Raw genomic sequence first — 25,836 nt, forward strand, 5'->3', positions numbered from 1 at the left:
GACAAGTGCGCCCGGCTGGCAAATCCTGCACCCGTATCGTGGAGGAGCACACCAATGGCCCTGACCCGGCTGGAACAGATACCCGAAACCGCGCTGGACTGGCATCGCGCGGGGCGCGGAGTGGCCGTTGCAACGGTGGTCGAAACCTGGGGGTCCGCTCCGCGCCCGGTGGGCAGCCAGCTGGTCGTGGACCGGGACGGTGCGATGGAAGGGTCGGTTTCGGGCGGCTGTGTCGAGGGCGCGGTGATCACTGAAGCGATCGAGGCCGTTGAGGGCGATGGCAAGCCCCGACTGATGGAATTCGGCGTGTCCGACGATCAGGCTTTTGCGGTTGGTCTGGCCTGTGGCGGTCGGATCAAGGTGCTGGTCGAACCGGTGGGCACGGCCCTGCCGCTGCCGGTTCTTGAGGATCTTGTCGCGGCTCGGGCCGAGCGCAGGCAGGTGGCCTATGTGGCGGATCTGGACGGGCCCGCGCGTCGCCTTGCCGGGGCCGGGGATTACCCGGACAGGTTTCGCATGGACCGGTCGGGGGTCGAAGAAGACACCCGCACCTTCGTGGCCATTCACAATCCGCCCCTGCGGATGATCATTGTCGGCGCAGTTCATATCGCCCAGCATCTTGCGCCAATGGCGCGGGCCTGTGGCTATGACCCGGTGCTGATCGACCCGCGCCCGGTCTTCGGCTCCGAAGACCGCTTTCCCGGCGAGACCATTCTGGATGGTTGGCCGGACGAGGCGATGGCCGAGGTCGGTCTTGATCCCCGCACCGCCGTTGTGACCCTGACCCATGACCCAAAGCTGGACGATCCGGCGATCCGGGCCGCACTTGGGTCCGACGTGTTTTATCTTGGCTGCCTTGGATCGACCCGCACCCATGCCAAGCGGGTGGACCGGCTGACCGAAGCGGGGTTCGGCCCTGATGACATCGCCCGAATCCATGCCCCCGTCGGGCTGAACATCGGTGCGCGGTCCCCGGCAGAGATTGCCGTGTCGGTCATGGCCCAGATCACCGAACGTCTGCGGAAAGGGTAGGGCGGTGGAATTCGGCCCGATCCCTGTGGCGGCCGCGCGCGGCGCGATCCTTGCCCATTCGCTGGACCTGACGTCGGGGCGGCTGCGCAAGGGCCGGGTTCTGACTTGCGAGGATCAGGCCCTGTTGCGGGCCGACGGGGTGGCCACGGTCATCGCGGCGCGGCTGTCACCGGGCGACCTGCACGAAGACGCGGCGGCGACGCGCATCGCAGCGGCGGTGGCGGGGCAGGGGCTGCGGGTGACGCAGGCGGCGACGGGGCGGGTGAACCTTCACGCGACGGGGCCGGGGATTGTCCGGGTTGACCGGTCGGCGGTGAACGCGCTGAATGCCGTCGATCCTATGATTACGCTGGCCACCGTGCCGGAATGGCACCGCGCCGATCCGGACGGAATGGTCGGAACGGTCAAGATCATTGCCTACGGTGTCGCGGCGGATGCGGTCGAGCGCGCGGCGGAGGCGGGGGCAGGGGCATTGTCGCTTGTGCCGCCCGTTGTTCAGACGGTGACCCTGATTGAAACGACAACGACTGACACGGACCCCAACCCCAAGGGCCGCGAGGCCATGCGCGGGCGGCTGGATCGGTTCGGCGTTGCCCTGACCGACCGGGTTGTTGTTCCGCACCGGTCCGACGCTATTGCCGACGCTTTGATTTCAGCGGCTGGGGATGTGGTGATGATCCTGACCGCCTCTGCCACGTCGGACATTCACGATGTGGCCCCGTCCGCCGTGGCGCTGGCCGGGGGTCGGGTGGACCGGTTCGGGATGCCGGTCGATCCCGGCAACCTGCTGTTTATCGGCGTGATGGGGTCAAAGCCGGTCATCGGTCTGCCCGGTTGCGCCCGCAGCCCGGCCCTGAACGGTGCCGATTGGGTGCTGGAACGGGTTCTGTGTGGCGTGGCGGTCAACGGCGCGGATATTGCGGGCATGGGGGTCGGAGGGTTGCTGAAGGAAATCCCGACCCGCCCGAGTCCACGGCGGATCCCGACCGATTGACGGGCGGGTGTCGGTAGATTCGGCCCAAATGCCGGAAATTGGACCTTGGCTGCGGGTTGGTATGCCGTCGCATACTGCGCAGATGGTCGCACCCCTGCCCAAACCCTTGAAAACTGGCAAGCCGAAGACCCATCTTTCGGCGTCAAGGCGGTTGCCCCGTTATTAAGGCTCTGCTACATCCCCCCTGATTTTGCCGCCCAGCCACAAGGCCGGGCCATCGAACCTGCCCTCCCGCTGACCGGAACCGGCCCAGCGGGCAGGGCAAACTAACATCGGAAGGGTGGACGTGTCCGAACCAGCTTCGATCTCCTCCGGCATCGCGCAGCGCTATGCGTCCGCGGTGTTCGACCTCGCCAAAGACAGCAAGGGGCTGAAGGGCCTCGAATCCGACATCGACGCACTGTCGGCCGCGCTTGACGGCTCTGACGACCTGCGGGCGCTGATTTCCTCGCCGCTTTACAGCCGCGACGAACAGGCCGGTGCGATGGCGGCCCTTGCCAAGAAAATGAAACTTTCCGGCACGACCGGCAACACGCTTGCGCTTCTCGCATCCAAGCGTCGCCTGTTCGTGCTGCCCCAGCTGCTTGCCGCGCTGCGCGACAAGCTGGCCGAGGAAAAGGGCGAAGTCACCGCCGAAGTGATTTCGGCCAAGGCCCTGACCAAGACCCAGTCGGACAAGCTGTCCAAGACGCTTGCCGCACAGGTCGGAAAGACCGTGAAGATCAATGCGACCGTCGATGAAAGCCTCATTGGCGGTCTTGTCGTTAAAGTTGGCTCGAAGATGATCGACACCTCGATCCGCTCCAAGCTCAACGCTCTCCAGAACACCATGAAAGAGGTCGGATAATGGCGATCCAAGCTGCAGAAATTTCTGCGATCCTTAAGGACCAGATCAAGAACTTTGGCCAAGAGGCCGAAGTGGCCGAAGTGGGCCGGGTGCTGTCGGTTGGCGACGGGATCGCCCGCGTGTACGGCCTCGACAACATTCAGGCCGGTGAAATGGTCGAATTCCCCGGTGGTATCCGCGGGATGGCGCTGAACCTCGAAGCCGACAACGTCGGCGTCGTGATCTTCGGTTCTGACCGGGACATCAAGGAAGGCGACACCGTCAAGCGCACCAAGGCCATCGTGGACGTGCCGGTTGGCGACGAGCTGCTGGGCCGCGTTGTGGACGGTCTGGGCAACCCGCTGGACGGCAAGGGCCCGATCAAATCGAAGAAGCGCGGCGTTGCCGACGTGAAGGCCCCGGGCATCATCCCCCGTAAATCGGTTCACGAACCGATGGCGACCGGCCTCAAGTCCGTTGACGCGATGATCCCGATCGGCCGTGGCCAGCGGGAACTTATCATTGGTGACCGTCAGACCGGCAAGACCGCGATCGCGCTCGACACCATTCTGAACCAGAAGTCCTACAACGAAGCCGCTGGCGACGACGAGAGCAAGAAGCTCTACTGCGTCTACGTGGCCGTTGGTCAGAAGCGGTCCACCGTGGCCCAGCTGGTGAAGAAGCTGGAAGAAAACGGCGCGCTGGAATACTCGATCGTCGTGGCCGCTACCGCGTCCGACCCGGCGCCGATGCAGTTCCTTGCCCCCTATGCGGCAACCGCGATGGCCGAACACTTCCGTGACAACGGCCGCCACGCCCTGATCATCTATGATGACCTGTCCAAGCAGGCCGTTGCTTACCGTCAGATGTCGCTGCTTCTGCGTCGTCCGCCGGGCCGCGAAGCCTACCCGGGCGACGTGTTCTACCTCCACTCCCGCCTGCTGGAGCGTTCGGCCAAGCTGAACGAAGACTTCGGCGCCGGTTCGCTGACCGCTCTGCCGGTCATCGAAACCCAGGGCGGCGACGTGTCGGCCTTTATTCCGACCAACGTGATCTCGATCACCGACGGTCAGATCTTCCTTGAAACCGAACTGTTCTACCAGGGCATCCGTCCTGCCGTGAACACCGGTCTGTCCGTGTCCCGCGTGGGCTCCTCGGCGCAGACCAACGCGATGAAGTCGGTCGCCGGTCCGGTGAAGCTGGAGCTTGCCCAGTACCGCGAAATGGCCGCCTTTGCGCAGTTCGGTTCCGACCTTGATGCCGCCACCCAGCAGCTGCTGAACCGTGGTGCCCGCCTGACCGAGCTGATGAAGCAGCCGCAGTATTCGCCGCTGACCAACGCGGAAATCGTCTGCGTCATCTACGCCGGCACCAAGGGCTATCTGGACAAGATCGCGGTCAAGGACGTTGGCCGGTTCGAAGCCGACCTGCTGCGTCACCTGCGCGGCAAGCACGCCGACCTTCTGGCCTACCTCACCAAGGAAGACCCGAAGATCAAGGGCGAGGCCGAGGACAAGATCAAAGCCGCTCTGGACGAATTCGCCGCCGATTTCGCCTAAACCCCGGCTTTGGATAAGGAGACAAGGCAGTGCCAAGTCTTAAGGACCTGAAAAACAGGATCGAGTCGGTCAAATCGACCCGCAAGATCACCAAGGCCATGCAGATGGTGGCCGCCGCGAAACTGCGGCGGGCACAGGATGCGGCCGAACAGGCCCGTCCCTATACCGAGCGTTTCAATGCTGTGGTGTCGGGGCTTGCGGCCTCGGTGGGCGGGTCGGATTCCGCACCGAAGCTTCTGTCGGGGACCGGCAGCGATCAGATCCACCTTCTGGTGGTGATGACCGCTGAGCGGGGCCTCTGCGGCGGCTTCAACTCTTCGATCGTCAAACTGGCCAAGCAGAAAGCTGAAGAGCTGACTGCCAAAGGCAAGACCGTGAAGATCATGACCGTCGGCAAGAAAGGCCGCGAACAGCTGCGTCGGGACTTCGGAAATCTTTTCGTCGCCCACGTGGATCTGTCCGAGGTCAAGCGCATCGGCTATGCGAATGCCCAGGACGTCGCCCGCGACATTCTCGGCCGCTTCGAAGGCGGTGAGTTCGACGTGGCGACGATCTTCTTCTCGCAGTTCCAGTCGGTGATCAGCCAGATCCCGACCGCGCAGCAGATCATCCCGGCCGCCTTCGACGCCGAAGACGACGGGGCAAGCACGCTTTACGACTACGAGCCCAGCGAAGAGGCCATTCTGGCCGACCTGCTGCCGCGTGGTGTGGCGACGCAGATCTTTGCTGCCCTGCTGGAAAACGCCGCCTCGGAACAGGGTGCCCGGATGTCCGCCATGGACAACGCCACCCGCAACGCTGGCGAAATGATCGACAAGCTGACTATCGAGTTCAACCGCTCGCGTCAGGCTGTGATCACCAACGAGCTGATTGAAATCATTTCGGGCGCCGAGGCGCTCTAGAGAACCGGAGAAAACGAATATGGCAAACGCAAAAGGCAAAATCACGCAGGTGATTGGCGCCGTTGTGGACGTGCAGTTCGACGATCACCTGCCGGCGATCCTCAACGCGCTGAACACTGACAACAATGGCAAGACGCTGGTTCTCGAAGTGGCCCAGCACCTTGGCGAAAACACCGTCCGCACCATCGCCATGGACGCGACCGAAGGTCTGGTCCGTGGTCAGGACGTGACCGACACCGGCGCGCCGATCTCGGTGCCGGTCGGCGACGCGACCCTGGGCCGCATCCTGAACGTCGTGGGCGAACCCGTGGACGAAAAAGGCCCGGTGAAGGCGAAGGAAACCCGCGCTATCCACCAGCCCGCCCCGGAATTCGAAGCCCAGTCGACCGAATCCGAAATCCTGGTCACCGGGATCAAGGTCGTGGACCTTCTGGCCCCCTACGCCAAGGGCGGTAAGATCGGCCTGTTCGGCGGCGCCGGCGTGGGCAAGACCGTTCTCATCATGGAACTGATCAACAACATCGCAAAGGTGCACTCGGGCTTCTCCGTGTTCGCCGGTGTTGGTGAACGGACCCGTGAAGGCAATGACCTTTATCACGAAATGATCGAATCCGGCGTTATCGTTCCCGATAACCTGGAAGAATCCAAAGTGGCCCTTGTTTACGGCCAGATGAACGAACCGCCGGGGGCCCGTATGCGCGTCGCCCTGTCCGGTCTGACCCTTGCGGAACAGTTCCGCGACCAGTCCGGCACCGACGTTCTGTTCTTCGTCGACAACATCTTCCGCTTCACGCAGGCCGGTTCCGAGGTGTCCGCACTTCTGGGCCGTATCCCCTCGGCCGTGGGTTACCAGCCGACGCTGGCCACCGACATGGGCGCCCTGCAGGAACGCATCACCTCGACCAAGGCTGGCTCGATCACCTCGGTTCAGGCCATCTACGTTCCCGCGGACGACCTTACCGACCCGGCGCCGGCAACCTCGTTTGCTCACCTCGACGCCACCACCGTTTTGTCGCGTGCGATTTCGGAACTCGGCATCTACCCCGCTGTGGACCCGCTCGACTCCACCTCGCGTCTGATGGACCCGGCGATCGTGGGCGAAGAGCACTACGAAGTCGCCCGTTCGGTTCAGGGTATCCTTCAGCGCTACAAGTCGCTGCAGGACATCATCGCCATTCTCGGCATGGACGAACTGTCGGAAGAGGACAAGCTGACCGTGGCCCGCGCCCGGAAGATCCAGCGTTTCCTGTCCCAGCCGTTCGACGTGGCGAAGGTGTTCACCGGTTCCGACGGTGTGCAGGTGCCGCTTGAAAAGACCATCGCGTCCTTCAAGGCCGTGGTGAACGGTGAATACGACCACCTCCCCGAAGGTGCCTTCTACATGGTTGGCGACATCGAGGAAGTGATCGCCAAAGCCGAACGCATGGCGGCGGCCGCCGCCTAAGGAGGCTGATCAATGGCAGAGATGCTGCAATTCGATCTCGTGTCGCCCGAACGAAAGCTTGCTTCCGTTCAGGCCCGCGAGGTCCAGATTCCCGGTGCTGACGGGGACATGACGGCCATGGCCGAACATGCCCCGACGATCACCACCCTGCGCCCCGGCATCCTTCGGGTTGTGCATGGGTCCGGGGCCGACGAATACGTCGTGTCCGGCGGCTTTGCCGAGATCACGCCGGAAGGCGTCTCGGTTCTGGCCGAACAGGCCCTGCCGAAGGACGAGGTCAGCCAGGATGCCTTCAACGGGATGCTGGAAGGCGCCCGCGAAGCGCATGAGATCGCCAAGTCGGACGACAGCGCAAAGGTCCTGTCGGACCTTCAGGCCGTCGCAGCCCAGTTGGGCCTGATGGCTGGCTGATACGCCGACTGCGACCTGAACGATACACTAGGCCCCGCGGGAAACCACGGGGCCTATACTTTTTCAACCGGACGGTGAAACATTGACGCTGTTCTTGATCGCCATAGTTTTTTCGAAAATTAACCATTAGTCCGCGATACCGATTGCACAATGAAACGTTTGCGCAACTATCTTGTCGGCGTCGACCACGGAGAGGTGGTCCTGTTTTCCGACTTTGAACATGACGGGGTCATGTGGACGGGGCAGGGACCGCGCCAGACCCGTGCCGTTGTCATGTTTGCCGAAGCCTTCAAGTCCCCGCCGGTCGTGACGTGCTGGCTGACGATGTGGGACGTGTCCAATGAAACCATCGCCCGGATGGATATTCAGGCCGAAGACGTGACAGACCGAAGCGCCGCACTGGTGTTCCGGACCTGGGGCGACACCAAGGTCGCCCGTGTGCGGGTATCGTGGCAGGCCATCGGTGAATTGCCGCACGACGACGATTGGAACATCGACTAACATGAAAAGGGGCGCCAGTGGCGCCCCGAAGTCTGTCGGCCTGTCAGGTCGGACTAGCCCGCCTGATACATGCCTTCGTAGATCGGCACGAGCGTTTCGTGTTCGAACAGGGACGACACAGATGTGCCGTTCCAGATGTTCAGGATCGCTTGTGCGAACATCGGTGCGGTCGGCACGATGCGGATGTTAGGGCAGTTCTTCACCGGCTCGGTCGGTTCAATGGAATCCGTGATGACCAGCGATTTCATCACCGACTTGGTGATCCGCTCCACCGCGGGGCCGGACAGGACGCCGTGGGTGATATAGCTGTGCACCTCGGTCGCGCCATGTTCCATCAGAACCTCGGCGGCTTTGCACAGGGTGCCGGCGGTGTCGCAGATGTCATCGACGATGATGCATTTCTTGCCGGACACATTGCCGATCACGGTCATCTCGGCCACTTCGCCCGGCTTTTCGCGGCGCTTGTCGACGATCGACAGGGGGGCGCCGATCCGCTTGGCCAATTCGCGGGCGCGGGCCACGCCGCCCACGTCGGGCGAAACCACCATCACGTCCTGAAGCTGCCCCTTGAAGTGGTGCATGATGTCCAGCGCGAAGATCGGCGAGGCATAAAGGTTATCGACGGGGATATCGAAGAAGCCCTGAATCTGCGCTGCGTGGAGGTCCATCGTCAGAACCCGTTCGATCCCGGAGGTGACCATCATGTTGGCGACAAGCTTGGCCGAAATCGGGGTGCGGGCCTTGGCGCGACGGTCTTGCCGGGCGTAACCGAAATAGGGGATCACGGCGGTGATCCGGTCCGCCGAAGACCGGCGCATGGTGTCGGCGATAATCAGCAGCTCCATCAGGTTGTCGTTGGCGGGGTTCGACGTGGGCTGGATGATGAACATGTCTTCGCCACGCACGTTCTCGTAGACCTCGACAAAGATCTCCTGGTCGTTGAACCGTTCGACCCGCGCGTCCACCAGTCCCACGTTCATGCCCCGGTGCATCGACATGCGCCGCGCCATCGCCTTGGCCAAGGGCAGGTTGGCGTTTCCGGAAATCAGTTTCGGTTCGGTCATGGTCGGCATGTCGTTAGGGTCCCCAGGTTCTGCCTTCCGTCCCGGTTTGGTGACGGAATCGTGACGTTGACACCGCCTAGCACAGGGATACGGTCAGGCAAAGAAAACCTGAGGGGGGAGGGGGCAAATGCCGCAGATTGACTACTTTTTCACGACGATCTCGCCCTATACCTACCTTGCGGGTGACCGGCTGGAACAGATCGCGGCCGCCCACGGGGCGCAGATCACCTACAAGCCGATGGATATCGTGGGGCTGTATGCCCGCACTGGTGGCCAACTGCCCAAGGACCGGCATCCGAACCGTCAGGCCTATCGCCTGCAGGATCTGCGCCGGAGCGCGGCCAAAGCCGGGATGCCGCTGAACCTGCAACCGATGTTCTTTCCGACCAATGCCGCGCCGTCCTCCTATGCCATCATCGCCGCGCAGGCGGCGGGCGGGGGCGATGTGGGGGCGCTGGTCCGCGCCTTCCTGCGGGCAGTCTGGGCCGAAGAGAAAGACATCAGCCAGGACGAAGTGATCCGGGCCTGCCTGTCCGGGGCCGGGTTCGACCCGGGGCTTGCCGACAGCGGGCTTTTGATGGGCGCGGAAACCTATGCCGCCAATCTGGAAGAGGCGGTCAACCGGGGCGTCTTCGGCGCGCCGTTCTACATCACCGACAGGGATGAACGGTTCTGGGGGCATGATCGGCTCGACCATCTCAACGATCATCTGGCGGGCCAGCTGTAGCGGGCTGCGCCCGCGCCCGAGGCTTGGCTGTCAACCCTGCGCGAGCAACTCCAGAAACCTGTCGGTTTCCGCCGGGTCCGCGCTCCAGTCGCAGACGAACCGGCCCATAAGCTGCTCTTCCGGGTCGCCGCTGAATGGGTCGCCATCCCAGACATAGTAATGCGCCCCGGCACGCTGCATCTTGGCGTGCAGGTGGCGCGGGAATCGGGCGAAGACGATGTTCGCCTCGGCAGGATGGGCCAGCGTTACCTGCGGATGGGCAGCGAACCCCGCCGCCAGCCGCGCGGCGGCGGTATTGGCGGCGCGGGCGTTGTCCAGCCACAGATCGTCCCGCAAATAGGCCTGCATTTGCGCGGCGAGGTAGCGGTGCTTGGAAAACAGATGTGCGCCCCGCTTGCGGCGCAATTCGAATTCCCACGCCTTGGCCGGCTCAAAGAAGATACAGGCCTCGACCCCAAGACAGCCATTCTTGGTGCCACCAAAGCTGACCGCGTCGATGCCGGCCTTCCACGTCATCTCGGCGGGGGTGCAGCCAAGGGCCACCAGCGCATTGGCAAACCGCGCCCCGTCCAGATGGGTTTTCAGGCCGAAATCGCGGGCAACGCCGGTGATCGCGCGGATATGGTCTAGCGAATAGACGGTGCCGCGTTCCGTCACCTGCGTGATCGAAACCGGGCCGCGCTGTGGGCCATGAACGCCCCGGCTTTCCTCTGCGGCGATGGCGGCGCGCAGGGCCTCGGGATCCATCCGGGCGTCTGCATCTTTCACTAGCGTCAGCTTGGTGCCGCCGGTGAAAAACTCCGGCGCGTTGCATTCGTCTTCGTTGATATGGGCCATGGAGGTGCAGAACACCGTGTCCCAAGGGTTGGCTAACGTGGCGAGGATCAGGGAGTTCGCGGCCGTGCCGGTGCCGACAAGATAGACCGCAGCCTCGGGCGCTTCGAATATGTCACGGATGCGGGCCTGCACGGCCTCTGTCACGCTGTCGGCGCCGTAGCCCCCGGCATAGCCCGTATTGGCGGCGATCAGCGCCTCAAGCACCTTCGGATGGGCCGGGCCCGCATTGTCGGATGCAAATTCCATGTCACAAAGGCTCCTCGATCAGGTGGTCTTCCCAGTCTTCCTCGGCCACCTCGTATTCGGGCACGGTGATGCCCTGCACCGACACGCCCGCCGCGTGGACGGTGGCCGGGTCGCCGGAAATCAGCGGGTGCCAGTGAAACAGGTCGCGGCCTTCGTGGACCAGCCGGTAGGCGCAGGTCTGGGGCAACCAATACAGGTTGTCGATGATGGTCTTTGGGGTCAGGACGATGCATTCCGGCACGAACTGATGCCGGATGTCGTATTGGCTGCACAGGCAGCTGTCATCGTCCAGCAGGCGGCAGGCGACGCGGGTCAGCACGACCTCGCCCGTTTCTTCATCCTCCAGCTTGTTCAGGCAGCATTTACCGCAGCCGTCGCACAGCGCCTCCCATTCGTCCTTGGTCATCTTGGACATGGGGACGTTGGCCCAGAACCGGGGGCGCAGCCCGTCGCGCGCAGGGCCGTCAGACATCGGCCAGGATCTCTCGGGCGCGGGCGCAATCGGCGTCCATCTGGGTGATCAGCGCCTCTAGGCTGTCGAACTTTTCCTCGGGACGCAGGTAGTCGATCAGGGCGACAGACAGGTCTTCGCCGTAAAGGTCGCCCTTGAAATCGAACAGGAAGGTTTCGCAGTTGGGGTGGTTTTCGCCAAAGGTCGGGCGCACCCCAATCGACGCCGCCCCGTCATAGCTGCCCGCATGGGGGCCGGTCAGCACATCGACCTTGACCGCGTAGACGCCAAAGCGGGGCGGGTGAAGCCCGGCAATGGACATGTTTGCGGTCGGGTAGCCTAGGTCGCGACCCCGCTGGTCACCGCGGATCACCGCCCCGTCGATCCGGTGCCAATGGCCCAGCATCGCCGCCGCATCGCGCGGGCGGCCATCGCCAAGCGCCTGCCGGATCGCGGTCGAGGAGACCTCTCCGGTGCCGACCTCGACCAGCGGCAGGACGGTGACGCCAAAGCCCATCTCGGCCCCGAAGGCCCGCAGCATCCCAGCATCCCCGGCGCGGTTCTTGCCAAAGAAGAAATCCTCGCCCACGACGACATGACGCAGGCCCAGCCGGTCGGACAGGATCGTCCGTGCAAAGTCCTCGGGCGTCAGCGAGGCAAGCGTGTCGTTGAAAGTAATCTCGAACAGAAGGTCGATGCCGATCTTCGCCATCCGGTGCGCCTTTGCCTCGGCGCTCATCAGGCGGAAGGGCGGCATGTCGATGCCTTTGACGCTGGCGAAATATTCGCGCGGGTGCGGTTCAAAAGTCATAACGCCCAGCGGCGCGCCCAGATCGTTGGCCACGGCGCGGGTCGCGTCGATCACCGCCCGGTGGCCAAGATGGACCCCGTCAAAGTTGCCGATGGCCGCAACCGCGCCCCGGTCGGCGGGATCAATGAAGAGGGTGTCACGTAGAATGCGCATGACCGCTTGGGTAGCCCCAAGGGGCAGCCGGTGCAAGATCAGTCGAACTTGCGGCTGGGGGCCAGCACGGTCGCTTCGCCAATCAGGACCTTCTTGCCGTTCACCAGACAGCGGGTATCCATCGTCACCCGCCGCTTGGAATGGTCGATGCCGGTCACTTCGACCTCGGCCAGAACCATATCGCCGGGACGGACGGGGCCAAGGAACTTCAGGCTTTGGCCCAGATAGACCGTGCCATGCCCCGGAAGCTGTTCCCCGATCACCGCAGATACCAGCCCGGCGGTCAGCATCCCATGGGCGATCCGCCCTTCAAAGATGGTGTCCTGCGCGTAATCGTCGTCCAGATGCACCGGGTTCCGGTCGGTCGATACTTCGGCGAACAACTCGATATCGCGGTCTGTCACGACCTTGCGCAGCGACCGCACCATGCCGATTTCAATGTCTTCGATGCAGATCGTCCCACGGGGGGCATTGTCCAGCATGTCGCGCTCCATCAGGTAACAAATTGTCCAGTTCGTATCCGATTTTGAAACTTAATTACTTTGCAGTTGCAGCAAAATCAAGGGGATTCGGTTCAGACAGCCGGAATTGATCCCCCCCTAATGGGGGCGGATGACGGCGGCGATATCGGGAATATCAGCGCAGGAAGCCGATGGCGTAGGTCGGGGTCACTTGTTCCGCCACGACCAGATCGTCCAGCGCGGCCGGGTCGGGCTGGTCCGTTGTCTTGGTCTCTGCCGCCGCAAGTCCGCCGGTGATGAACAGGCTGTCGATGTCTTCGCCCTGCGCGCCAAGGATATCGGTGCGGATACCATCGCCGATGGCGATGATCCTTGGGTCAGAAACCGCGCCGTCCAACGCGGCATAGCGGCGGCGGGCGAGGTCATAAATCGGCGGGTGCGGTTTGCCAAAATACAGGCTCTCGCCCCCCATTTCCGTATAGAGGCGCGCCAATGCCCCGGCGCACCATTCACGGGATTCGCCCCGGTCCACGACGATATCGGGATTGGCGCAGAGAAGTTTCATGCCCTTGGTCTTGGCATAGAGGAACTCGGGCCGGTTCACCTCCGGGTCGGCGTGCGGGTCGAAGGGGCCGCAACAGACGATGCCGTCGGCCTCGTCCAATGGAACCTTACGCACCGGGACCGGGTTGTCGATGATCGCCAGCGGCTCGAAAAAGCTTTCGTCATGCGCCTCGCCCATGAACCAGACCTTTTCACCGACCGCCCCCCGGAACATGGCCGCGCGGGCGCTGTCGCCGCTGGTGGCGATACTGTCCCAGGCGTCGTCGGGAATCCCCAGACGGTCGATCTGGGCAGCCACCGGACCGCGGGCGCGGGGGGCATTGGTCACCAGAACCACCTTGCCGCCTCGGGCGCGGAACCCCTGCATCGCCGCGACGGCGTCGGGAAAGGCGCGCAGCCCGTTGTGCATACAGCCCCAAAGATCCACGAAAGCCACGTCGTATTGGTCCGAAATCTCGGCGAAGGTCTGGATAATGCGGGTCATGGGCCTGTCCTTGATCGTTTGCCCCGTTCCTAGCACGTCACGTCAACCGGGGCGAGGGGCTGGACGCCGCCCGCTGGGCGCGTAGTATCCGCCGGAACCTGAACCAGTGAGGCTGTATATGACCGACGACTCCCTTCCCTTTGACGTAACCTGTCTGGACAGACTGGCCGAGGTTGCCGTGAAGGTCGGCCTGCAATTGCAGCCCGGTCAGGATCTGCTGATGACCGCCCCGGTCGAGGCGCTGCCGTTGGTGCGCCGGATCGCGGCGGCGGCCTATCGGGCGGGCGCGGGCGTTGTGACGCCGATCCTATCGGATGAGGGCGTGACGCTGGCCAAGTTCAACAACGCAAGCGACGAGGCTTTCGACCGTGCGCCGGATTGGCTTTATGCCGGGATGGCAGAGGCATTCGCCAATAACGCCGCGCGACTAGCGATTTCTGCGGACAACCCGATGCTGCTGAAAGGGCAGGACCCCGAGAAAGTGGCCCGCGCGGGCAAGGCCAATTCGATGGCCTATCGCCCGGCGCTTCAGAAAATCGCCAATTTCGACATCAACTGGAACATTGTGTCCTATCCCGGCAAGGCCTGGGCGAAACAGGTCTTCCCCGACCTGCCGGAAACCGAGGCCGTGGCGGCACTGGCCAAGGCCCTGTTCGCGGCCAGCCGCGTGGACCGCGACGATCCCATCGCCGAATGGGAGGCGCATAACGCCCGCCTGAAGGCCCGCACCGAATGGCTGAATGATCAGGCGTTCTCGGCCTTGCATTTCACCGGCGGAGGCACAGACCTGACCGTGGGCATGGCCGACGGCCACGCGTGGAAAGGTGGCGCGTCGAAGGCCAAGAACGGCATCACTTGCAACCCGAACATCCCCACTGAAGAGGTGTTTTCGACCCCCCATGCGCAGCGGGTCGATGGGGTCGCCAAGGCATCGAAGCCGCTGGTGCATCAGGGCACGCTGATTTCCGATATCTCGGTCCGCTTTGAGGGCGGCCGTATCGTCGAGGCCACGGCGAGCGAGGGCAAGGCTGTGTTCCGCAAGCTGATCGAAACCGACGAAGGCGCGGCGCGTCTGGGAGAGGTGGCGCTGGTGCCCCATTCCTCGCCCATATCGCAATCGGGCCTGCTGTTCTTCAACACGCTCTATGACGAAAACGCCGCCTGCCACATCGCGCAGGGCCAATGCTATTCCGATTGCTTCAAGGACGAGATCGCCAGCAACCCCGAGGCGGTGACAGCGGGGGGCGGAAACACCAGCCTTATTCACGTCGACTGGATGATTGGCGGGCCCGAGACCGACATCGACGGAATCATGCCCGATGGCACCCGTGTGCCAGTGTTCCGCAAGGGCGAATGGGCGCAGTAGGGGCTTTGACTGGACAACCAGACCTGTGCTGCTAGAGCGGGGCAATCCCGAAAGGAAAGATCAATGACAACTTGCCTCCTGTGCGGCGCCGATGGCGCCACTGCCCATGATATTGCCGCGACGGATCTGTCCGCGCCCCTTTGCGCCGCTTGCTTGACCGGGGTGGAAGAGGGGCCACAGGACGCGCCCCATTGGCAGTGCCTGAACGAGGCGATCTGGTCCACCGAACCGGCGGCGCAGGTTCTGGCGTTTCGGTTGCTGAAATCCCTGCCCGAAGCCCCCTGGGCCCGCGATCTTCTGGACATCGCATATCTGGAGCCCGAGGTGCTGGCGCTGGCCGAGGCCGGGATATCCGCGGTGCCCGACATCATTCACCGCGACAGCAACGGCGCGGTCCTTGCGCAGGGGGACACGGTCGTCCTGATCAAGGACCTGCCGGTCAAGGGCGCGGGATTTACGGCCAAGCGTGGCACGGCAGTGCGGGGCATTTCACTGGTGCCGGACAACGCGGGCCATATCGAAGGCCGGGTCGAGGGCCAGCGGATCGTCATCCTGACCCAATTCGTGAAGAAAAGCTGATCGTCTATAGCGTGTCCCGCTCAACCGGATTCAAGCATTCACTTGAACGCGTCATGCTCTACCCGCGCAGGTGCCGGGCATAGCCCAAGGCGAACAGGAATTCGGGGATCACGGCGACAAAGATCCCCGTCCCGACCCGCCCGGCGGCAAGTTCGGCCAGTCCCAGCGCCACAAGCCCCGCCATCATCGCAAAGACCGACAAGGCAACGCCACGCCGCATCCGTCCTTCGGGCAGGTCGCGGGTGGCATAGACCATGCCACCAAGTCCCACGAACAGGACGGACGCCCGTCGCGCCATGACCGCCGCCTCTGTCACCGGGTCCAACCCGAAGGTGGCGGCGAAGAAACCGGGGGCCACCATCAGGCCAACCGCAAGTGCCGCGCAAAGGACGGTGGTGGCAAGGGCAAGCGCACGAAAACTCATCAGGGTCTCCAAATGAAAAGGGCCGCGAAACGCGGCCCCTTCCATATCAGACTTTTAGGTTCGGAATGATCTGCTTTTTCCGGCTCATGATGCCGGGCAGGACCACCGTGTCGCCGCTGACCGTCGCACCAAAGCTTTTCTCGGCCACGGTTTTCACAAGGTCGTTAGGGACCAGCAGGGTGGCTTCTTCGTTCAGGATGTCGACGACGAACAGAAGCACCTGATCGGCACCGTCTTCGGCGGCCACATCGACCATCGACGCCATCAGGCTGTCCTTGCGGTCCAGCACCATTTGCGGTGCGGTGGTTTCCAGAACCGAAACCCGGAACTGTTTGCCGCCAACTTCGTATTCCTTGGAATCCATCCGCAGCAGTTCGGCATCCGAGAAGGCCGAGACATCTGATTTAGCGGCGAACATTTCGGCGGCGTAGTCAGGGATCGAGATGCCCAGATCGGCGGCCAGCGCTTCGGCCAGCGCCTTGTCGGTCGGCGTGGTGGTGGGCGAGCGGAATTCCAGCGTGTCGGACAGGATGCAGGACAGCATCAGCCCCTTGATCGCCTCGGGCATGGCGGCGGCATCGTCGCCCATCAGGTCGTGCATGACGGTCACGGTGCAGGCCAGCGGGCGGATGGTGATGTCGATCGGCCCTTTGGTTTCCAGACCGCCGACCAGCTTGTGGTGGTCGATGATCGCCTGAACGTCGGCGTTGTTGATGTTGGCGGGCAGCTCGGCGGGGTTGTTGGTGTCCACGATCACGCAAGGCTGATCGTCGGCCACATCCGCGATGATTTCGGGCAGGTCAAAGCCCCAGCGCTGCGCGACAAAGGCCGCTTCGGTGTTGGGCTGGCCCAGAAGCCGGGCTTCGGCCGGCTGGCCCTTGTGCGACAGGTACCAGGCCCAGATCAGCGGGGCGCCGGTGGAATCGGTGTCGGGGGCCTTGTGCCCGAAAACGAGGGTGGTCATGGGATAATCGTCCTGACGTTCAGATGTGCTTCGCGCGCCTTATAGGCAGGGGCAGGGGGCTTGTCACGGGGGACGGTTCGCCGCATGGATCAGCCCCGCCATGCGGGCAGCTCATGGGTCTTGCGCCGGGGCCGTGTTTCGCGTCGGATGCGCCCATGAAGGAACGTGATCTCTACCCGCCTCTGAAGGCCCACCTTGAGGCGCAGGGTTATACCGTAAAGGGCGAGGTCGGCGCGGCCGACGTGGTGGCGCGGCGCGGGGCGGAAGAACCGCTGATCGTCGAATTGAAGCTGGGTTTTTCGCTGGCGCTGTTTCATCAGGCCATTGCCCGACAGGCCATCAGTGACCGGGTCTATATCTGTGTTCCTACCCCGAAAAAGGCGGCCCGCGACAACGTGAAACTGGCCCGGATGCTGGGGTTGGGGGTGATCTTTGTCCGGCCCCGCGATGGGTTCGTCGAGGTGCAATGCGACCCCGGCCCCTATCGCCCCCGAAAGTCGGCAAAGAAATCGGCCCGGCTTTTGCGCGAATTTGACCGGTTGCGCGGCGATCCGAACGATGGCGGCGCGACCCGACACGGGATCGTCACCGGCTACCGGCAGGATGCGCTGGCCTGCGCCCGGTTCCTTGCGGTGCATGGACCGTCGCGCGGGGCCAAGGTGGCGGACTGGGCCGAGGTGCCGCAGGCGACCCGGATCATGGCCGACAACCATTATGGCTGGTTCGAACGGGTCGCGCGGGGTGTCTATGGGCTGACCAAGGAAGGCCAGCGCGGGCTGGCGGACTGGGGCGAGGGTTAGGCCGCGCGGGGACAAGGCCGCAGGCCGCCCGCGCATCGCCTGCCCGTCCCGGCGGGCTGGCGATTTGTGTGCCGTCGCTCGCCGCTTTCCACATTTCCGAAGCGGCAGGCATAAAGGGACATAGAATTCGCCGCGCATCGCCACCCCACGGGCAGGCAATGCGCGGGCTTATCCGGTTAGGGGCGATTGGCGCACTTGTCTTTGCCGGTGCGCGAAGCGGACCGGCATGCGCCCGCCCGCCCCACGGCGGGCGCATTCTGCGCCCACCCGGTCGGGCGCATACCTCTGCTGAGCCTACACCGTCTGTTTCAGCGCCTTGGCGTCCAGTGCCGCGTTGAAGGCGGCGGGCGACATGCCTTCGGCCAGCCCTCGACGGAACAGGGCGGCCTGCGATTCCGGGGCCAGCCCGCCCACCGGCGGATCGCGGTCAAGGTTGGTCGGGAAGGGATAGCCCTCTGCCGTGGCGGAAATGGCGGCGTCCACCTCCTCTGCCGACATGCCCGAAATCCCCTTGTGCAGCACCGGATATAGCAGGCGGCACATCCGGTCGCGGTTGATCGCTTCCAGCGACCGGCCAAAGGCCGAGGACACCTGCACAAGGTTCACGAACCTTTCCTGATCGGTGGTCCGGTTGGCCCCGGCGGCATGGAATAGTGCGGGGTTAAAGAAGATCGCGTCGCCCTTTTCCAGCGGAAGCTGCACGAAGTTCTCCTCGAAATAATCGCGGAACTCGGCCAGCCGATAGGCGGCGTATCCGGCGCGGTAGGCCTGGCTGAACGGCAAGAGCTTGGTCGGGCCGCTTTCGATGGGCATGTCACAATGTGCGATCCCACCCTGAAGGGTCATCACCGGCGACAGGTCGTGCACATGGGCGGGATACCGGGCCGAAACATCCGCCGTCTGGAACCCAAGGTGATAATCCCGGTGCGCCTGCTGCGCCGCGCCGCCCGGATGCACAAGGTTCACCTGCGCCGTCATCTGATAGTTCGGACCCAGCCAGGCCTCGCAGGCGGCATCGATGTTCACATTGCCGAAATAGCGGGCAAAGACCTCGGGGTCGGCCTCGCACAGTTTTTGCAGGCTGTTCCAGACCCGATCGTTCGACCCGGCGGCGGCGAAATGGTCGGCTGCGGTATGGCCGTCCTTTTCGTCTGCGATGATCTGCATGTAGATCTCGGTCGCCCGGTCGATGGGGGCGGTATCGGCATACGCCCCTTTGATCACGAAGACCCCTGCCGACCAGCGCAGCAGATGCGCCCATTCCGCCAGAAGATGGGGCCGGGCCGCCGGGTCGGACAGGGCCGGGCGCAGGGCACGGGCTTCGTAGATGGCCACGTTCTTTTCTACCGACGCCGCATGGGGCACATCGCGGATCGACAGGGTTTGTTCGCATAGCGCCTTCAGGTCATTCAGGTCGCAGTCTTCTGCCCGGAAGTACGCGGGCGTGGATTGGCTCAGGTCTTTCATTGCGGTTCCTCCCGTTCGCATGTCGGGGTCAGGTTACGCCCGGCGCGGGATTGCCGTCTGCGGAAAATTCCATCAATAATCCATCAATGACCCATCGCTTTCCCATCAAGGAGATCGCTGCGCAGGCGGGCCTGTCCACCGCGACCGTGGACCGGGTGATCAATGGCCGCCCCCACGTCAGCCCGCAAACGCGGGCGCGCGTGGCCGCGGCCCTGCGCGAGTTGGAGGGTCAAGAGGCCCAGTTGGCCGCCCGTGGCCGCAGGCTGTTCGTGGATCTGGTTGTCGAAGCCCCGCGCCGGTTTTCGGCCGAGATCCGCACCGCGACCGAGGCGGTCCTGCCCCGTCTGGGCGGGGCGGTCCTGCGCCCCCGGTTCGATTTTCACGAACGGATGGATGAGGCGCAGACCGTGGCGATCCTTGACCGGATCGCCGGGCGGGGCAGTCAGGGCGTGGTTCTCAAGGCGCGGGATACCGGGCCGATCCGTGCCGCCATTGGCCGGCTGGCCGCGCGGGGCATCCCAGTGGTCACGCTGCTGACCGATGTGGAAGCGCCCGATCGTCTGGCCTATGCCGGGCTGGACAATGCCGCCGCCGGGCGCACGGCGGCCTTCCTGATGGCACAGATGCTGGGCGGGCGGTCCGGTGTGGTTCTGACCACCATGTCTGACAGCGCCTTCGCCGGCGAGGAGGCCCGGTTCGCCGGGTTTGCCGCCGATCTTGCCCGGCTGGCCCCGGCACTTGTGATCCGCGACGCCAGCGGCGGCGGCGGGCTGTCCGATGGCACAGCAGAGAAAGTCGGGCAGGCGCTGGCCGATTTGCCCGACATTCGCGGGGTCTATTCCATGGGGGGCGGCAACCGCACCATCCTTGCGCAGTTGGACAAGGTCGGGATCGCGCCGCAGGTCTATATCGCCCACGATCTGGACCGCGAGAACCGCGCGCTTTTGCGGCAGGGCCGGCTGACCGTCGTTCTGGAACACGACTTGCGGGCAGACATGGAAACCGCGTTCCGGCATCTGCTGGCCGCGCATCGGATCGGGCCGGGGCCGGATCGGGCCGGCCAGTCGGACATCCGGGTCATCACCCCCGCGAACCTGCCCGGCGCCTGACATGAAAAGACCGCCCGCGTCTGCGACGGGGCGGTCCTTTTCTTGGATGGGATCGAGCGCTACTTCAGCGGGCCGATCATCATGACCATCTGGCGGCCTTCCATCTTCGGCATGTTCTCGATCTTGCCGTGTTCTTTTACGTCCTCGGCAATGCGCTGCAACAGCTCGCGGCCAAGATCCTGGTGCGCCATCTCGCGGCCACGGAACCGCAGGGTCACCTTCACCTTGTCGCCGTTTTCAAGGAACTTGTACACATTGCGCATCTTCACGTCGTAATCATGGGTATCGGTCCCGGGACGGAACTTCACTTCCTTGATTTCGATGATCTTCTGCTTCTTGCGGGCCTCGGCCTCTTTCTTCTGGGTCTCGTACTTGAACTTGCCGTAGTCCATGATCTTGCAGACCGGCGGATTGGCATTGGGCGAGATTTCCACGAGGTCAAGGCCGGCCTCTTCAGCCAGGTCCATTGCCTTCGCGGGATGAACGACGCCAAGGTTTTCACCTTCGGCACCGATGAGGCGGATTTCAGGGGCCCGAATGCGATCGTTGACGCGGGGGCCGGTGTCACGCACCGGGGGTGCGTTATGAGGTCTGCGAGCTATGGTTTTTCCCTTTCGAACATTGGCGAATTCGGCCTGCAAACTAGACCCCGGACCGCGGGACCGCAACCCGCAAAAAACGGCCTCTCGGCCAATAATTGCGGGGGGAGAATGGCGCTTTCGTTCCCGCTTCCGTATCTTTGCTGCATCTGACATAGAGTAGGTCGAATCTCCCTTGGGGGGAATTCCGTTTTGAAAGGGATCGTGAGATGAGAGCGACAATCATTATTGTCATCGCCGCCGTGCTTGGATTTTTCGGCTACCAGTATGCTGCAAACGGCCGTGGCCCGGTGGAGGCCGTCAAGGCGCTGACCGGTCAGGCCGAGGAAGCCGCCGAGGCGACCGAGGACATGGCGACCGACGCCGCTGAAGAGGCTGCCGAGGCCGCCGAGGAAGCCAGCGATGTGGCCGATCAGGTGACCGAGGCGGTTGAAGAAGCCGTCGAGGAAGCAACCACCGCGGTTGAAGAAGCAGTGGAAGAGGTGGTCGAAGAGGCCACCGATGCGGTGACCGAAGCCGTTGAAGGTGTTGTCGACGACATCACCGGCGCTGCCGATGAAGCAACCGATGCCGCCGCAGAGGCCGTTGAAGAGACTGCCGACGCCGCCGAAGGTGCTGCCGAGACTGCCGAGCGCGCTGCCGATGACGCCGCCGCCGCGACCGAAGACGCCGTGGACGATGCTGCCGCTGCCACCGAGGAAGCTGCCGACGCCGCCGCTGATATGGCTGACGATGCTGCTGCCGCGACCGAAGAAGCCGTGGACGATGTTGCCGCCGCCACCGAGGAAGCTGCTGACGCCGCCGCTGATATGGCTGATGACGCCGCCGCCGCGACCGAAGAAGCCGTGGACGATGCCGCTGCTGCCACCGAGGAAGCTGCCGACGCCGCCGCCGACATGGCCGATGACGCCGCTGCCGCGACCGAGGAAGTTGTAGAGGATGCCGCTGCTGCCACGGAAGAAGCCACCAGCGCCGCTGCTGACATGGCCGACGATGCTGCTGCTGCGACCGAAGAGGCCGCCGCGTCGACCGAGGAAGCCGCTGCCGACATGGCCGACACTGCTGCCGATGGCACGGATCTGTCGTCGCTGCTGACCGCCGACGGTTTTGATGCGGCCAAGATCGTGGAAGCGATCGAAGCCTCTGACCTTGGCGCGCTTCAGAAAACCGCGCTGACCACCGCCGTGAACCAGGCCGCCGACAATCCCGATCTGGTCGAAGGCGTGATCACCCAGGTGAAAGAAGCGCTGGGAATGTAATCCCCGCCTTATCCAAATACGAAGGGCCGCCCGATTGGGCGGCCCTTTTCATGTCCGGTGACTGTTGACCTCAGTCCAGGAACGCCTTTTCCACAACATAGTGTTGCGGATTGGAATTCGCCCCTTCGACAAGCCCGTAGCCTTCCAGCATCTCCTTGAGTTCGAGGTTGAAGGCAAGGTTACCGCAGATCATCGCCCGGTCGGTCTCGGGCGACAGGGGCGGCACGCCAAGGTCCTCAAAGGCCTCGCCCGAGCGCATCAGGTCGGTGATCCGGCCCATCTTGGCACTCTCTTCGCGGGTGGTGGTGGGGTAGTATTTGATCTTCTTCCAGAACCCTTCGCCGATCACCTCGTTCAACAGTTCGTCGTTTTTCAGGCTGTCGATGATCTTGCGGCCATAGGTCAGTTCGCCCACCTCGCGGCAGGTGTGGGTGATGATAACCTCGTCGTAATCCTCGTAGGTCTGCGGTTCCCGCAGGAGCGAGGCAAAGGGCGCAAAGCCGGTGCCGGTCGCGAAGAACCAGATCCGCTTGCCCGGCAGAAGGGCGTCATGCACCAGCGTGCCCACGGGTTTCGGGCGCAGGATCACCTGATCGCCGGGCTGGATGTGTTGCAGCTTCGACGTCAGCGGCCCATCGGGAACCTTGATCGAATAGAACTCCAGCTCTTCGTCCCATGCGGGCGAGGCAATGGAATAAGCCCGCAGAAGCGGTTTGCCGTTGTCGCCCATCAGGCCGATCATCACGAATTCGCCCGAGCGGAACCGCAGGGACTGCGGCCGCGACACCCGAAAGGAAAACAGGCGGTCGGTATAGTGCTGCACCTCGGTCACGGTCTGCGCGTCGGGCAGGGTGGGGGTGGCTTTCACGGCGGTGGTTTCGGTCACGGGCATCAACTCTGTCATATTTCGCTCGCGGCATGTATTGATGCCACGTCCCCTTCTAGTCTTTGATCTGGGTCAGTTAAAGGGACTTACCCGCGCAGGCGGCGCTGGTAGTCATGGGATTGCCAGTTGGCGCGGGCCAGCCATTGGTCCTCGGGCTGGCGGGCGGCCAGTTCGGCGCTGATCTCGACCTCGTCAAACCCGGCGCGGCGGGCCATGGCATATTGGTCGGCGATCACATGGCCACAGGCGCGCAACCGCCCGGCATAGCCACGGGCGCGCAAGAGCCGGGCAAGGGTAAACCCCCGCCCGTCTGAAAAGGCCGGAAAGCCAATCCGGATCAGGCCGATCCGCCCACCGGACAAGTCCAGCCCCGCAAGGTCGGCATCCGGGGCAAGGTCCAGCCCGATGGCGCCACCATCATTGGCGGGCAGGGCATCGGGCGTCACGATATCGCCGGTCCAGTCATCAGGGCCAAAGCCCGCGTCGGTTACGATCACGTTCATTGTCTTGTCCTCTCAGGCGGCATCGGTGGTGACCGGGCCGCGCACGATCTTGCCATCCACGAAATGGATGCCGCATTCGGTCTTGTCGCTGCCGCGCCAGCGACCCGCGCGCGGGTCTTCCCCGTCGTTCACGCGGGTGGTGCATGGCGCACAGCCGATGGACGGGTAGCCCTTGGACACCAGCGGGTGCCGGGGCAGGCGGTTTTCGGCGATGTAATCCTTCACATCCTCGGTGCCCCAATGGGCCAGCGGGTTGATCTTGATCCGCCCGGTGCCGTCCTCGGCCTCGAAGAATTGCAGGGCCTCACGCTTGCCGCCCTGATACCGTTTGCGCCCGGTGATCCAAGCGTCGAACCCGGACAGGGCCTGTTGCAGTGGCACCGTCTTGCGCAGGGTGCAGCAGGCATCGGGGTCGTGCAGGTGCAACAGCCCCTCGTTGTCGTCCCTGAACACGGCTTCGCGCGTCGGGCGGATAATCCACACGTCCTCCAGCCGCAGCCGTTCCGCCAGTTCCTGCTGATAGACCAGCGTCTCGGCGAACAGCATTTCGGTGTCGATGAACAGGACCGGGGTTTTCCGGTCGATCACCGAAACAAGATGCAGCAGAACAACCGATTCCGCGCCGAAGGACGACACCAGGGCGATCTTGCCGATCTCGGTGTCGCCCAAGGCGCGTTCCAGCACGGCGGTGGCACCGTGGTGGCGGTAGCGGTCATTCAGCCCGGCAACTTTATGGGTCAGGTCAAGCGGCATCGGCCTTTTCCTCCGCTTCATAGAGCGCGGATTTGAACGGAGTCATGCCCACCCGGCGGAAGGCCTGAAGAAAGGTCTCTTCGGGGCTTTCGCGCAGGGCAACATAGGCGCGGACGATCCGTTCGATCGCGGGGACAATTTCATCGGCAGAGAAACCGGGGCCGGTCTTGGTGCCGATGGCGGCGTCTTCGGTGCCATCGCCGCCAAGGGTGATCTGGTAGTTTTCCACCCCTGCGCGATCCAGCCCCAGAATGCCGATATGGCCGACATGGTGATGACCGCAGGCGTTGATGCAGCCCGAGATCTTGATCTTCAGCGGACCGACCTCGTGTTCCAGCTTGAGTTCGTCAAAGCGGGTCGCGATCTCTTGCGCGATCGGGATCGACCGGGCGGTGGCAAGGGCGCAGTAGTCCATGCCGGGGCAGGCGATGATGTCCGAGGCCAGCCCGATATTCGCGGTGGCCAGACCCGCGTCGCGCAGGCGGGCATAGACCTCGGGCAGGTCGGATTTATGGACATGCGGCAGGATCACGTTCTGTTCGTGGCTGATCCGCAATTCGCCGTGGCCAAAGACCTCGGCCAGATCGGCAAGCATGCGCATCTGCTCCGATGTGGCGTCGCCCGGCGTCTGCCCATGCGCCTTGATCGAGACCGAGACGATGGCATAGCCCGGCGCCTTGTGCTGGGCCAAGTTGGTATCGGTCCAGCTGCGGAAGGCCGGGTTCGCGGCGCGGGCGGCCTCGTATCCGTCCACCGGTTTGATCGTGAAGGCGGGCGGCTGGAAGTGCTGTTCGATCTCGGCCAGAAGATCCTGATCGACGCCGGAGAAGGCCGGGCGCAGTTCCGCGAACCGGTCCTCGACCAGCCGGGAAATCTCTTCGATTCCATGCTCGTGCACGGTGATCTTAATGCGGGCCTTGTACTTGTTGTCGCGCCGGCCCAACAAGTTCCAGACCGAGACGACCGCCTCGACGTAAGGTAAAAGATCGGCCTGTGGCAGGAAATCGCGGATCACTTTGCCGATCATCGGGGTGCGGCCAAGGCCGCCGCCGACGATCACCTCGAATCCCGGTTCGCCCGCGTCGTTCAGGACCATGCGCAGCCCGATATCATGGGCGCGGGTCACGGCGCGGTCGTTCGGGCTGCCGGTGATGGCGATCTTGAACTTGCGCGGCAGGAACTGGAACTCCGGATGGTCGGTGGACCATTGGCGCAGCAATTCCGCCACGGGGCGCGGATCGGCGATTTCATCGGCGGCGGCACCCGCGAAATGATCGGCGGTCACGTTGCGGATGGTGTTGCCGCTGGTCTGGATCGCATGCATCCCCACATCGGCCAGTGCGTCGAGGATATTCGGCACATCGGCCAGTTTGGGCCAGTTGTATTGGATGTTCTGACGCGTGGTGAAATGGCCATAGCCCTTGTCCCAGCGATCGGCGATATAGGCCAGCTGGCGCATCTGGGCGGGGTTCAGCGTGCCATAGGGCACGGCCACGCGAAGCATGTAGGCGTGCAATTGCAGATACAGCCCGTTCATCAGGCGCAGGGGGCGGAATTCATCCTCGGTCAGCGATCCGTCGATCCGGCGGTTCACCTGTGCCCGGAACTGGGCCACGCGTTCGCGGACGAATGCGGCGTCAAAGTCGTTGTAGTGATACAT

The 25,836-nt window shown here is 63.8% G+C and carries 28 protein-coding genes; 14 read left to right on the top strand and 14 right to left on the bottom strand.

All coding sequences use genetic code 11. The features are described from left to right. Nucleotides 1-54: 54 nt before the first annotated feature. The 8 genes from U3648_RS07985 to U3648_RS08020 all read left to right on the top strand — a co-directional run bounded on the left by U3648_RS07985 (nt 55) and on the right by U3648_RS08020 (nt 7,669). A complete protein-coding gene (locus U3648_RS07985; RefSeq protein WP_420858710.1) occupies nt 55-1,032 on the top strand; it encodes an XdhC family protein in 978 nt (325 codons plus the stop codon). A 4-nt stretch (nt 1,033-1,036) separates the two neighbouring features. Then, nucleotides 1,037-2,026, top strand: coding sequence for a molybdopterin-binding protein (locus U3648_RS07990; protein ID WP_420858711.1), 990 nt, complete (start codon nt 1,037-1,039; stop codon nt 2,024-2,026). 286 nt (nt 2,027-2,312) lie between these two features. After that, on the top strand, nt 2,313-2,873 hold the full coding sequence (locus U3648_RS07995; RefSeq protein ID WP_420858712.1) for a F0F1 ATP synthase subunit delta: 561 nt from the start codon (nt 2,313-2,315) through the stop codon (nt 2,871-2,873). Beyond that, on the top strand, nt 2,873-4,411 hold the full coding sequence (gene atpA / locus U3648_RS08000; RefSeq protein WP_420858713.1) for a F0F1 ATP synthase subunit alpha: 1,539 nt from the start codon (nt 2,873-2,875) through the stop codon (nt 4,409-4,411). Before U3648_RS07995 ends, atpA begins: the two co-directional genes overlap by 1 nt. A gap of 29 nt (nt 4,412-4,440) precedes the next feature. Then, a complete protein-coding gene (locus U3648_RS08005; protein WP_420858714.1) occupies nt 4,441-5,313 on the top strand; it encodes a F0F1 ATP synthase subunit gamma in 873 nt (290 codons plus the stop codon). Between the two features lie 19 nt (nt 5,314-5,332). Continuing rightward, nucleotides 5,333-6,757 (top strand): F0F1 ATP synthase subunit beta, encoded by a 1,425-nt coding sequence (atpD, locus tag U3648_RS08010; protein ID WP_420858715.1) that lies wholly within the window; start codon nt 5,333-5,335, stop codon nt 6,755-6,757. 12 nt (nt 6,758-6,769) lie between these two features. After that, nucleotides 6,770-7,168 carry a F0F1 ATP synthase subunit epsilon gene (locus U3648_RS08015; protein ID WP_420858716.1) on the top strand — a complete coding sequence of 133 codons (399 nt, stop codon included), beginning with the start codon at nt 6,770-6,772 and terminating at the stop codon, nt 7,166-7,168. A gap of 150 nt (nt 7,169-7,318) precedes the next feature. Beyond that, a complete protein-coding gene (locus tag U3648_RS08020) occupies nt 7,319-7,669 on the top strand; it encodes an H-type lectin domain-containing protein (RefSeq protein ID WP_420858717.1) in 351 nt (116 codons plus the stop codon). Between the two features lie 53 nt (nt 7,670-7,722). Here the strand turns inward: U3648_RS08020 and U3648_RS08025 are convergent, their stop codons facing one another. Further along, entirely contained in the window at nt 7,723-8,742 is a 1,020-nt protein-coding gene (locus tag U3648_RS08025; protein ID WP_129680743.1) for a ribose-phosphate pyrophosphokinase, read from the bottom strand. Between the two features lie 118 nt (nt 8,743-8,860). Here U3648_RS08025 and U3648_RS08030 point away from each other — a divergent pair, with 118 nt between their 5' ends. Next, nucleotides 8,861-9,460 carry a 2-hydroxychromene-2-carboxylate isomerase gene (locus U3648_RS08030; RefSeq protein ID WP_420858718.1) on the top strand — a complete coding sequence of 200 codons (600 nt, stop codon included), beginning with the start codon at nt 8,861-8,863 and terminating at the stop codon, nt 9,458-9,460. A gap of 30 nt (nt 9,461-9,490) precedes the next feature. Here U3648_RS08030 and U3648_RS08035 read toward each other — a convergent pair whose 3' ends face one another. From U3648_RS08035 to U3648_RS08055, 5 genes are all read right to left on the bottom strand, one after another. After that, on the bottom strand, nt 9,491-10,543 hold the full coding sequence (locus U3648_RS08035; protein ID WP_420858719.1) for a threonine aldolase family protein: 1,053 nt from the start codon (nt 10,541-10,543) through the stop codon (nt 9,491-9,493). Between the two features lies 1 nt (nt 10,544). Continuing rightward, nucleotides 10,545-11,015: a YcgN family cysteine cluster protein gene (locus U3648_RS08040; protein ID WP_420858720.1), complete on the bottom strand. Its 471-nt coding sequence runs from the start codon at nt 11,013-11,015 to the stop codon at nt 10,545-10,547. Beyond that, nucleotides 11,008-11,958, bottom strand: coding sequence for a bifunctional riboflavin kinase/FAD synthetase (locus U3648_RS08045; RefSeq protein WP_420858721.1), 951 nt, complete (start codon nt 11,956-11,958; stop codon nt 11,008-11,010). The genes U3648_RS08040 and U3648_RS08045 overlap by 8 nt, the downstream gene beginning before the upstream one ends. A 38-nt stretch (nt 11,959-11,996) precedes the next feature. Next, entirely contained in the window at nt 11,997-12,440 is a 444-nt protein-coding gene (locus tag U3648_RS08050) for a MaoC family dehydratase (protein ID WP_129680758.1), read from the bottom strand. Between the two features lie 154 nt (nt 12,441-12,594). Next, nucleotides 12,595-13,467, bottom strand: coding sequence for a TIGR01459 family HAD-type hydrolase (locus U3648_RS08055; RefSeq protein WP_420858722.1), 873 nt, complete (start codon nt 13,465-13,467; stop codon nt 12,595-12,597). A 118-nt stretch (nt 13,468-13,585) separates the two neighbouring features. Here U3648_RS08055 and U3648_RS08060 point away from each other — a divergent pair, with 118 nt between their 5' ends. Beyond that, nucleotides 13,586-14,833: an aminopeptidase gene (locus U3648_RS08060; RefSeq protein ID WP_420858723.1), complete on the top strand. Its 1,248-nt coding sequence runs from the start codon at nt 13,586-13,588 to the stop codon at nt 14,831-14,833. A gap of 63 nt (nt 14,834-14,896) precedes the next feature. Beyond that, entirely contained in the window at nt 14,897-15,412 is a 516-nt protein-coding gene (locus U3648_RS08065) for an alkylphosphonate utilization protein (RefSeq protein WP_420858724.1), read from the top strand. A gap of 58 nt (nt 15,413-15,470) precedes the next feature. On the opposite strand, the gene U3648_RS08070 is transcribed toward U3648_RS08065, so the two are convergent. Beyond that, on the bottom strand, nt 15,471-15,836 hold the full coding sequence (locus tag U3648_RS08070; protein ID WP_420858725.1) for a hypothetical protein: 366 nt from the start codon (nt 15,834-15,836) through the stop codon (nt 15,471-15,473). Nucleotides 15,837-15,882: 46 nt separating this feature from the next. Beyond that, nucleotides 15,883-16,800: a manganese-dependent inorganic pyrophosphatase gene (locus U3648_RS08075; RefSeq protein ID WP_420858726.1), complete on the bottom strand. Its 918-nt coding sequence runs from the start codon at nt 16,798-16,800 to the stop codon at nt 15,883-15,885. A gap of 155 nt (nt 16,801-16,955) precedes the next feature. Here U3648_RS08075 and U3648_RS08080 point away from each other — a divergent pair, with 155 nt between their 5' ends. Then, on the top strand, nt 16,956-17,600 hold the full coding sequence (locus tag U3648_RS08080; protein ID WP_420858727.1) for a DUF2161 domain-containing phosphodiesterase: 645 nt from the start codon (nt 16,956-16,958) through the stop codon (nt 17,598-17,600). Between the two features lie 294 nt (nt 17,601-17,894). Here U3648_RS08080 and U3648_RS08085 read toward each other — a convergent pair whose 3' ends face one another. Beyond that, a complete protein-coding gene (locus tag U3648_RS08085; RefSeq protein WP_420858728.1) occupies nt 17,895-19,067 on the bottom strand; it encodes a phytanoyl-CoA dioxygenase family protein in 1,173 nt (390 codons plus the stop codon). 86 nt (nt 19,068-19,153) lie between these two features. Here U3648_RS08085 and U3648_RS08090 point away from each other — a divergent pair, with 86 nt between their 5' ends. Further along, on the top strand, nt 19,154-20,176 hold the full coding sequence (locus U3648_RS08090) for a LacI family DNA-binding transcriptional regulator (RefSeq protein ID WP_420858729.1): 1,023 nt from the start codon (nt 19,154-19,156) through the stop codon (nt 20,174-20,176). A 59-nt stretch (nt 20,177-20,235) separates the two neighbouring features. Here the strand turns inward: U3648_RS08090 and infC are convergent, their stop codons facing one another. Then, the gene (gene infC / locus U3648_RS08095; RefSeq protein ID WP_420858730.1) at nt 20,236-20,748 is read right to left on the bottom strand and encodes a translation initiation factor IF-3; all 513 of its coding nucleotides are present in this window, start codon (nt 20,746-20,748) and stop codon (nt 20,236-20,238) included. 236 nt (nt 20,749-20,984) lie between these two features. Between infC and U3648_RS08100 the strand changes: the two genes are divergently transcribed. Further along, a complete protein-coding gene (locus tag U3648_RS08100; RefSeq protein WP_420858731.1) occupies nt 20,985-22,034 on the top strand; it encodes a hypothetical protein in 1,050 nt (349 codons plus the stop codon). A 70-nt stretch (nt 22,035-22,104) separates the two neighbouring features. On the opposite strand, the gene U3648_RS08105 is transcribed toward U3648_RS08100, so the two are convergent. From U3648_RS08105 to U3648_RS08120, 4 genes are all read right to left on the bottom strand, one after another. Beyond that, complete coding sequence (locus U3648_RS08105; protein ID WP_420858732.1) at nt 22,105-22,938, bottom strand: ferredoxin--NADP reductase; 834 nt, start codon at nt 22,936-22,938, stop codon at nt 22,105-22,107. A 68-nt stretch (nt 22,939-23,006) separates the two neighbouring features. Next, nucleotides 23,007-23,423, bottom strand: coding sequence for a DUF934 domain-containing protein (locus U3648_RS08110; RefSeq protein ID WP_420858733.1), 417 nt, complete (start codon nt 23,421-23,423; stop codon nt 23,007-23,009). Between the two features lie 12 nt (nt 23,424-23,435). Continuing rightward, the gene (locus U3648_RS08115) at nt 23,436-24,176 is read right to left on the bottom strand and encodes a phosphoadenylyl-sulfate reductase (protein ID WP_420858734.1); all 741 of its coding nucleotides are present in this window, start codon (nt 24,174-24,176) and stop codon (nt 23,436-23,438) included. Further along, entirely contained in the window at nt 24,166-25,836 is a 1,671-nt protein-coding gene (locus U3648_RS08120) for a nitrite/sulfite reductase (RefSeq protein WP_420858735.1), read from the bottom strand. The genes U3648_RS08115 and U3648_RS08120 overlap by 11 nt, the downstream gene beginning before the upstream one ends.

The sequence above is a fragment of the Marivivens marinus genome (assembly GCF_035969385.1).
Classification (GTDB): domain Bacteria; phylum Pseudomonadota; class Alphaproteobacteria; order Rhodobacterales; family Rhodobacteraceae; genus SELP01.

Excerpts from the sequence above, each read along its gene's own strand:
- U3648_RS07985 (WP_420858710.1), top strand. The coding sequence starts at position 55 with ATGGCCCTGACCCGGCTGGAACAGATACCCGAAACCGCGCTGGACTGG.
- atpA (WP_420858713.1), top strand. The coding sequence starts at position 2,873 with ATGGCGATCCAAGCTGCAGAAATTTCTGCGATCCTTAAGGACCAGATC.
- atpD (WP_420858715.1), top strand. The coding sequence starts at position 5,333 with ATGGCAAACGCAAAAGGCAAAATCACGCAGGTGATTGGCGCCGTTGTG.
- U3648_RS08015 (WP_420858716.1), top strand. The coding sequence starts at position 6,770 with ATGGCAGAGATGCTGCAATTCGATCTCGTGTCGCCCGAACGAAAGCTT.
- U3648_RS08020 (WP_420858717.1), top strand. The coding sequence starts at position 7,319 with ATGAAACGTTTGCGCAACTATCTTGTCGGCGTCGACCACGGAGAGGTG.
- U3648_RS08025 (WP_129680743.1), bottom strand. The coding sequence starts at position 8,742 with ATGCCGACCATGACCGAACCGAAACTGATTTCCGGAAACGCCAACCTG.
- U3648_RS08030 (WP_420858718.1), top strand. The coding sequence starts at position 8,861 with ATGCCGCAGATTGACTACTTTTTCACGACGATCTCGCCCTATACCTAC.
- U3648_RS08035 (WP_420858719.1), bottom strand. The coding sequence starts at position 10,543 with ATGGAATTTGCATCCGACAATGCGGGCCCGGCCCATCCGAAGGTGCTT.
- U3648_RS08040 (WP_420858720.1), bottom strand. The coding sequence starts at position 11,015 with ATGTCTGACGGCCCTGCGCGCGACGGGCTGCGCCCCCGGTTCTGGGCC.
- U3648_RS08045 (WP_420858721.1), bottom strand. The coding sequence starts at position 11,958 with ATGCGCATTCTACGTGACACCCTCTTCATTGATCCCGCCGACCGGGGC.
- U3648_RS08050 (WP_129680758.1), bottom strand. The coding sequence starts at position 12,440 with ATGCTGGACAATGCCCCCCGTGGGACGATCTGCATCGAAGACATTGAA.
- U3648_RS08055 (WP_420858722.1), bottom strand. The coding sequence starts at position 13,467 with ATGACCCGCATTATCCAGACCTTCGCCGAGATTTCGGACCAATACGAC.
- U3648_RS08060 (WP_420858723.1), top strand. The coding sequence starts at position 13,586 with ATGACCGACGACTCCCTTCCCTTTGACGTAACCTGTCTGGACAGACTG.
- U3648_RS08065 (WP_420858724.1), top strand. The coding sequence starts at position 14,897 with ATGACAACTTGCCTCCTGTGCGGCGCCGATGGCGCCACTGCCCATGAT.
- U3648_RS08070 (WP_420858725.1), bottom strand. The coding sequence starts at position 15,836 with ATGAGTTTTCGTGCGCTTGCCCTTGCCACCACCGTCCTTTGCGCGGCA.
- U3648_RS08075 (WP_420858726.1), bottom strand. The coding sequence starts at position 16,800 with ATGACCACCCTCGTTTTCGGGCACAAGGCCCCCGACACCGATTCCACC.
- U3648_RS08080 (WP_420858727.1), top strand. The coding sequence starts at position 16,956 with ATGAAGGAACGTGATCTCTACCCGCCTCTGAAGGCCCACCTTGAGGCG.
- U3648_RS08085 (WP_420858728.1), bottom strand. The coding sequence starts at position 19,067 with ATGAAAGACCTGAGCCAATCCACGCCCGCGTACTTCCGGGCAGAAGAC.
- U3648_RS08090 (WP_420858729.1), top strand. The coding sequence starts at position 19,154 with ATGACCCATCGCTTTCCCATCAAGGAGATCGCTGCGCAGGCGGGCCTG.
- U3648_RS08100 (WP_420858731.1), top strand. The coding sequence starts at position 20,985 with ATGAGAGCGACAATCATTATTGTCATCGCCGCCGTGCTTGGATTTTTC.
- U3648_RS08105 (WP_420858732.1), bottom strand. The coding sequence starts at position 22,938 with ATGACAGAGTTGATGCCCGTGACCGAAACCACCGCCGTGAAAGCCACC.
- U3648_RS08110 (WP_420858733.1), bottom strand. The coding sequence starts at position 23,423 with ATGAACGTGATCGTAACCGACGCGGGCTTTGGCCCTGATGACTGGACC.
- U3648_RS08115 (WP_420858734.1), bottom strand. The coding sequence starts at position 24,176 with ATGCCGCTTGACCTGACCCATAAAGTTGCCGGGCTGAATGACCGCTAC.
- U3648_RS08120 (WP_420858735.1), bottom strand. The coding sequence starts at position 25,836 with ATGTATCACTACAACGACTTTGACGCCGCATTCGTCCGCGAACGCGTG.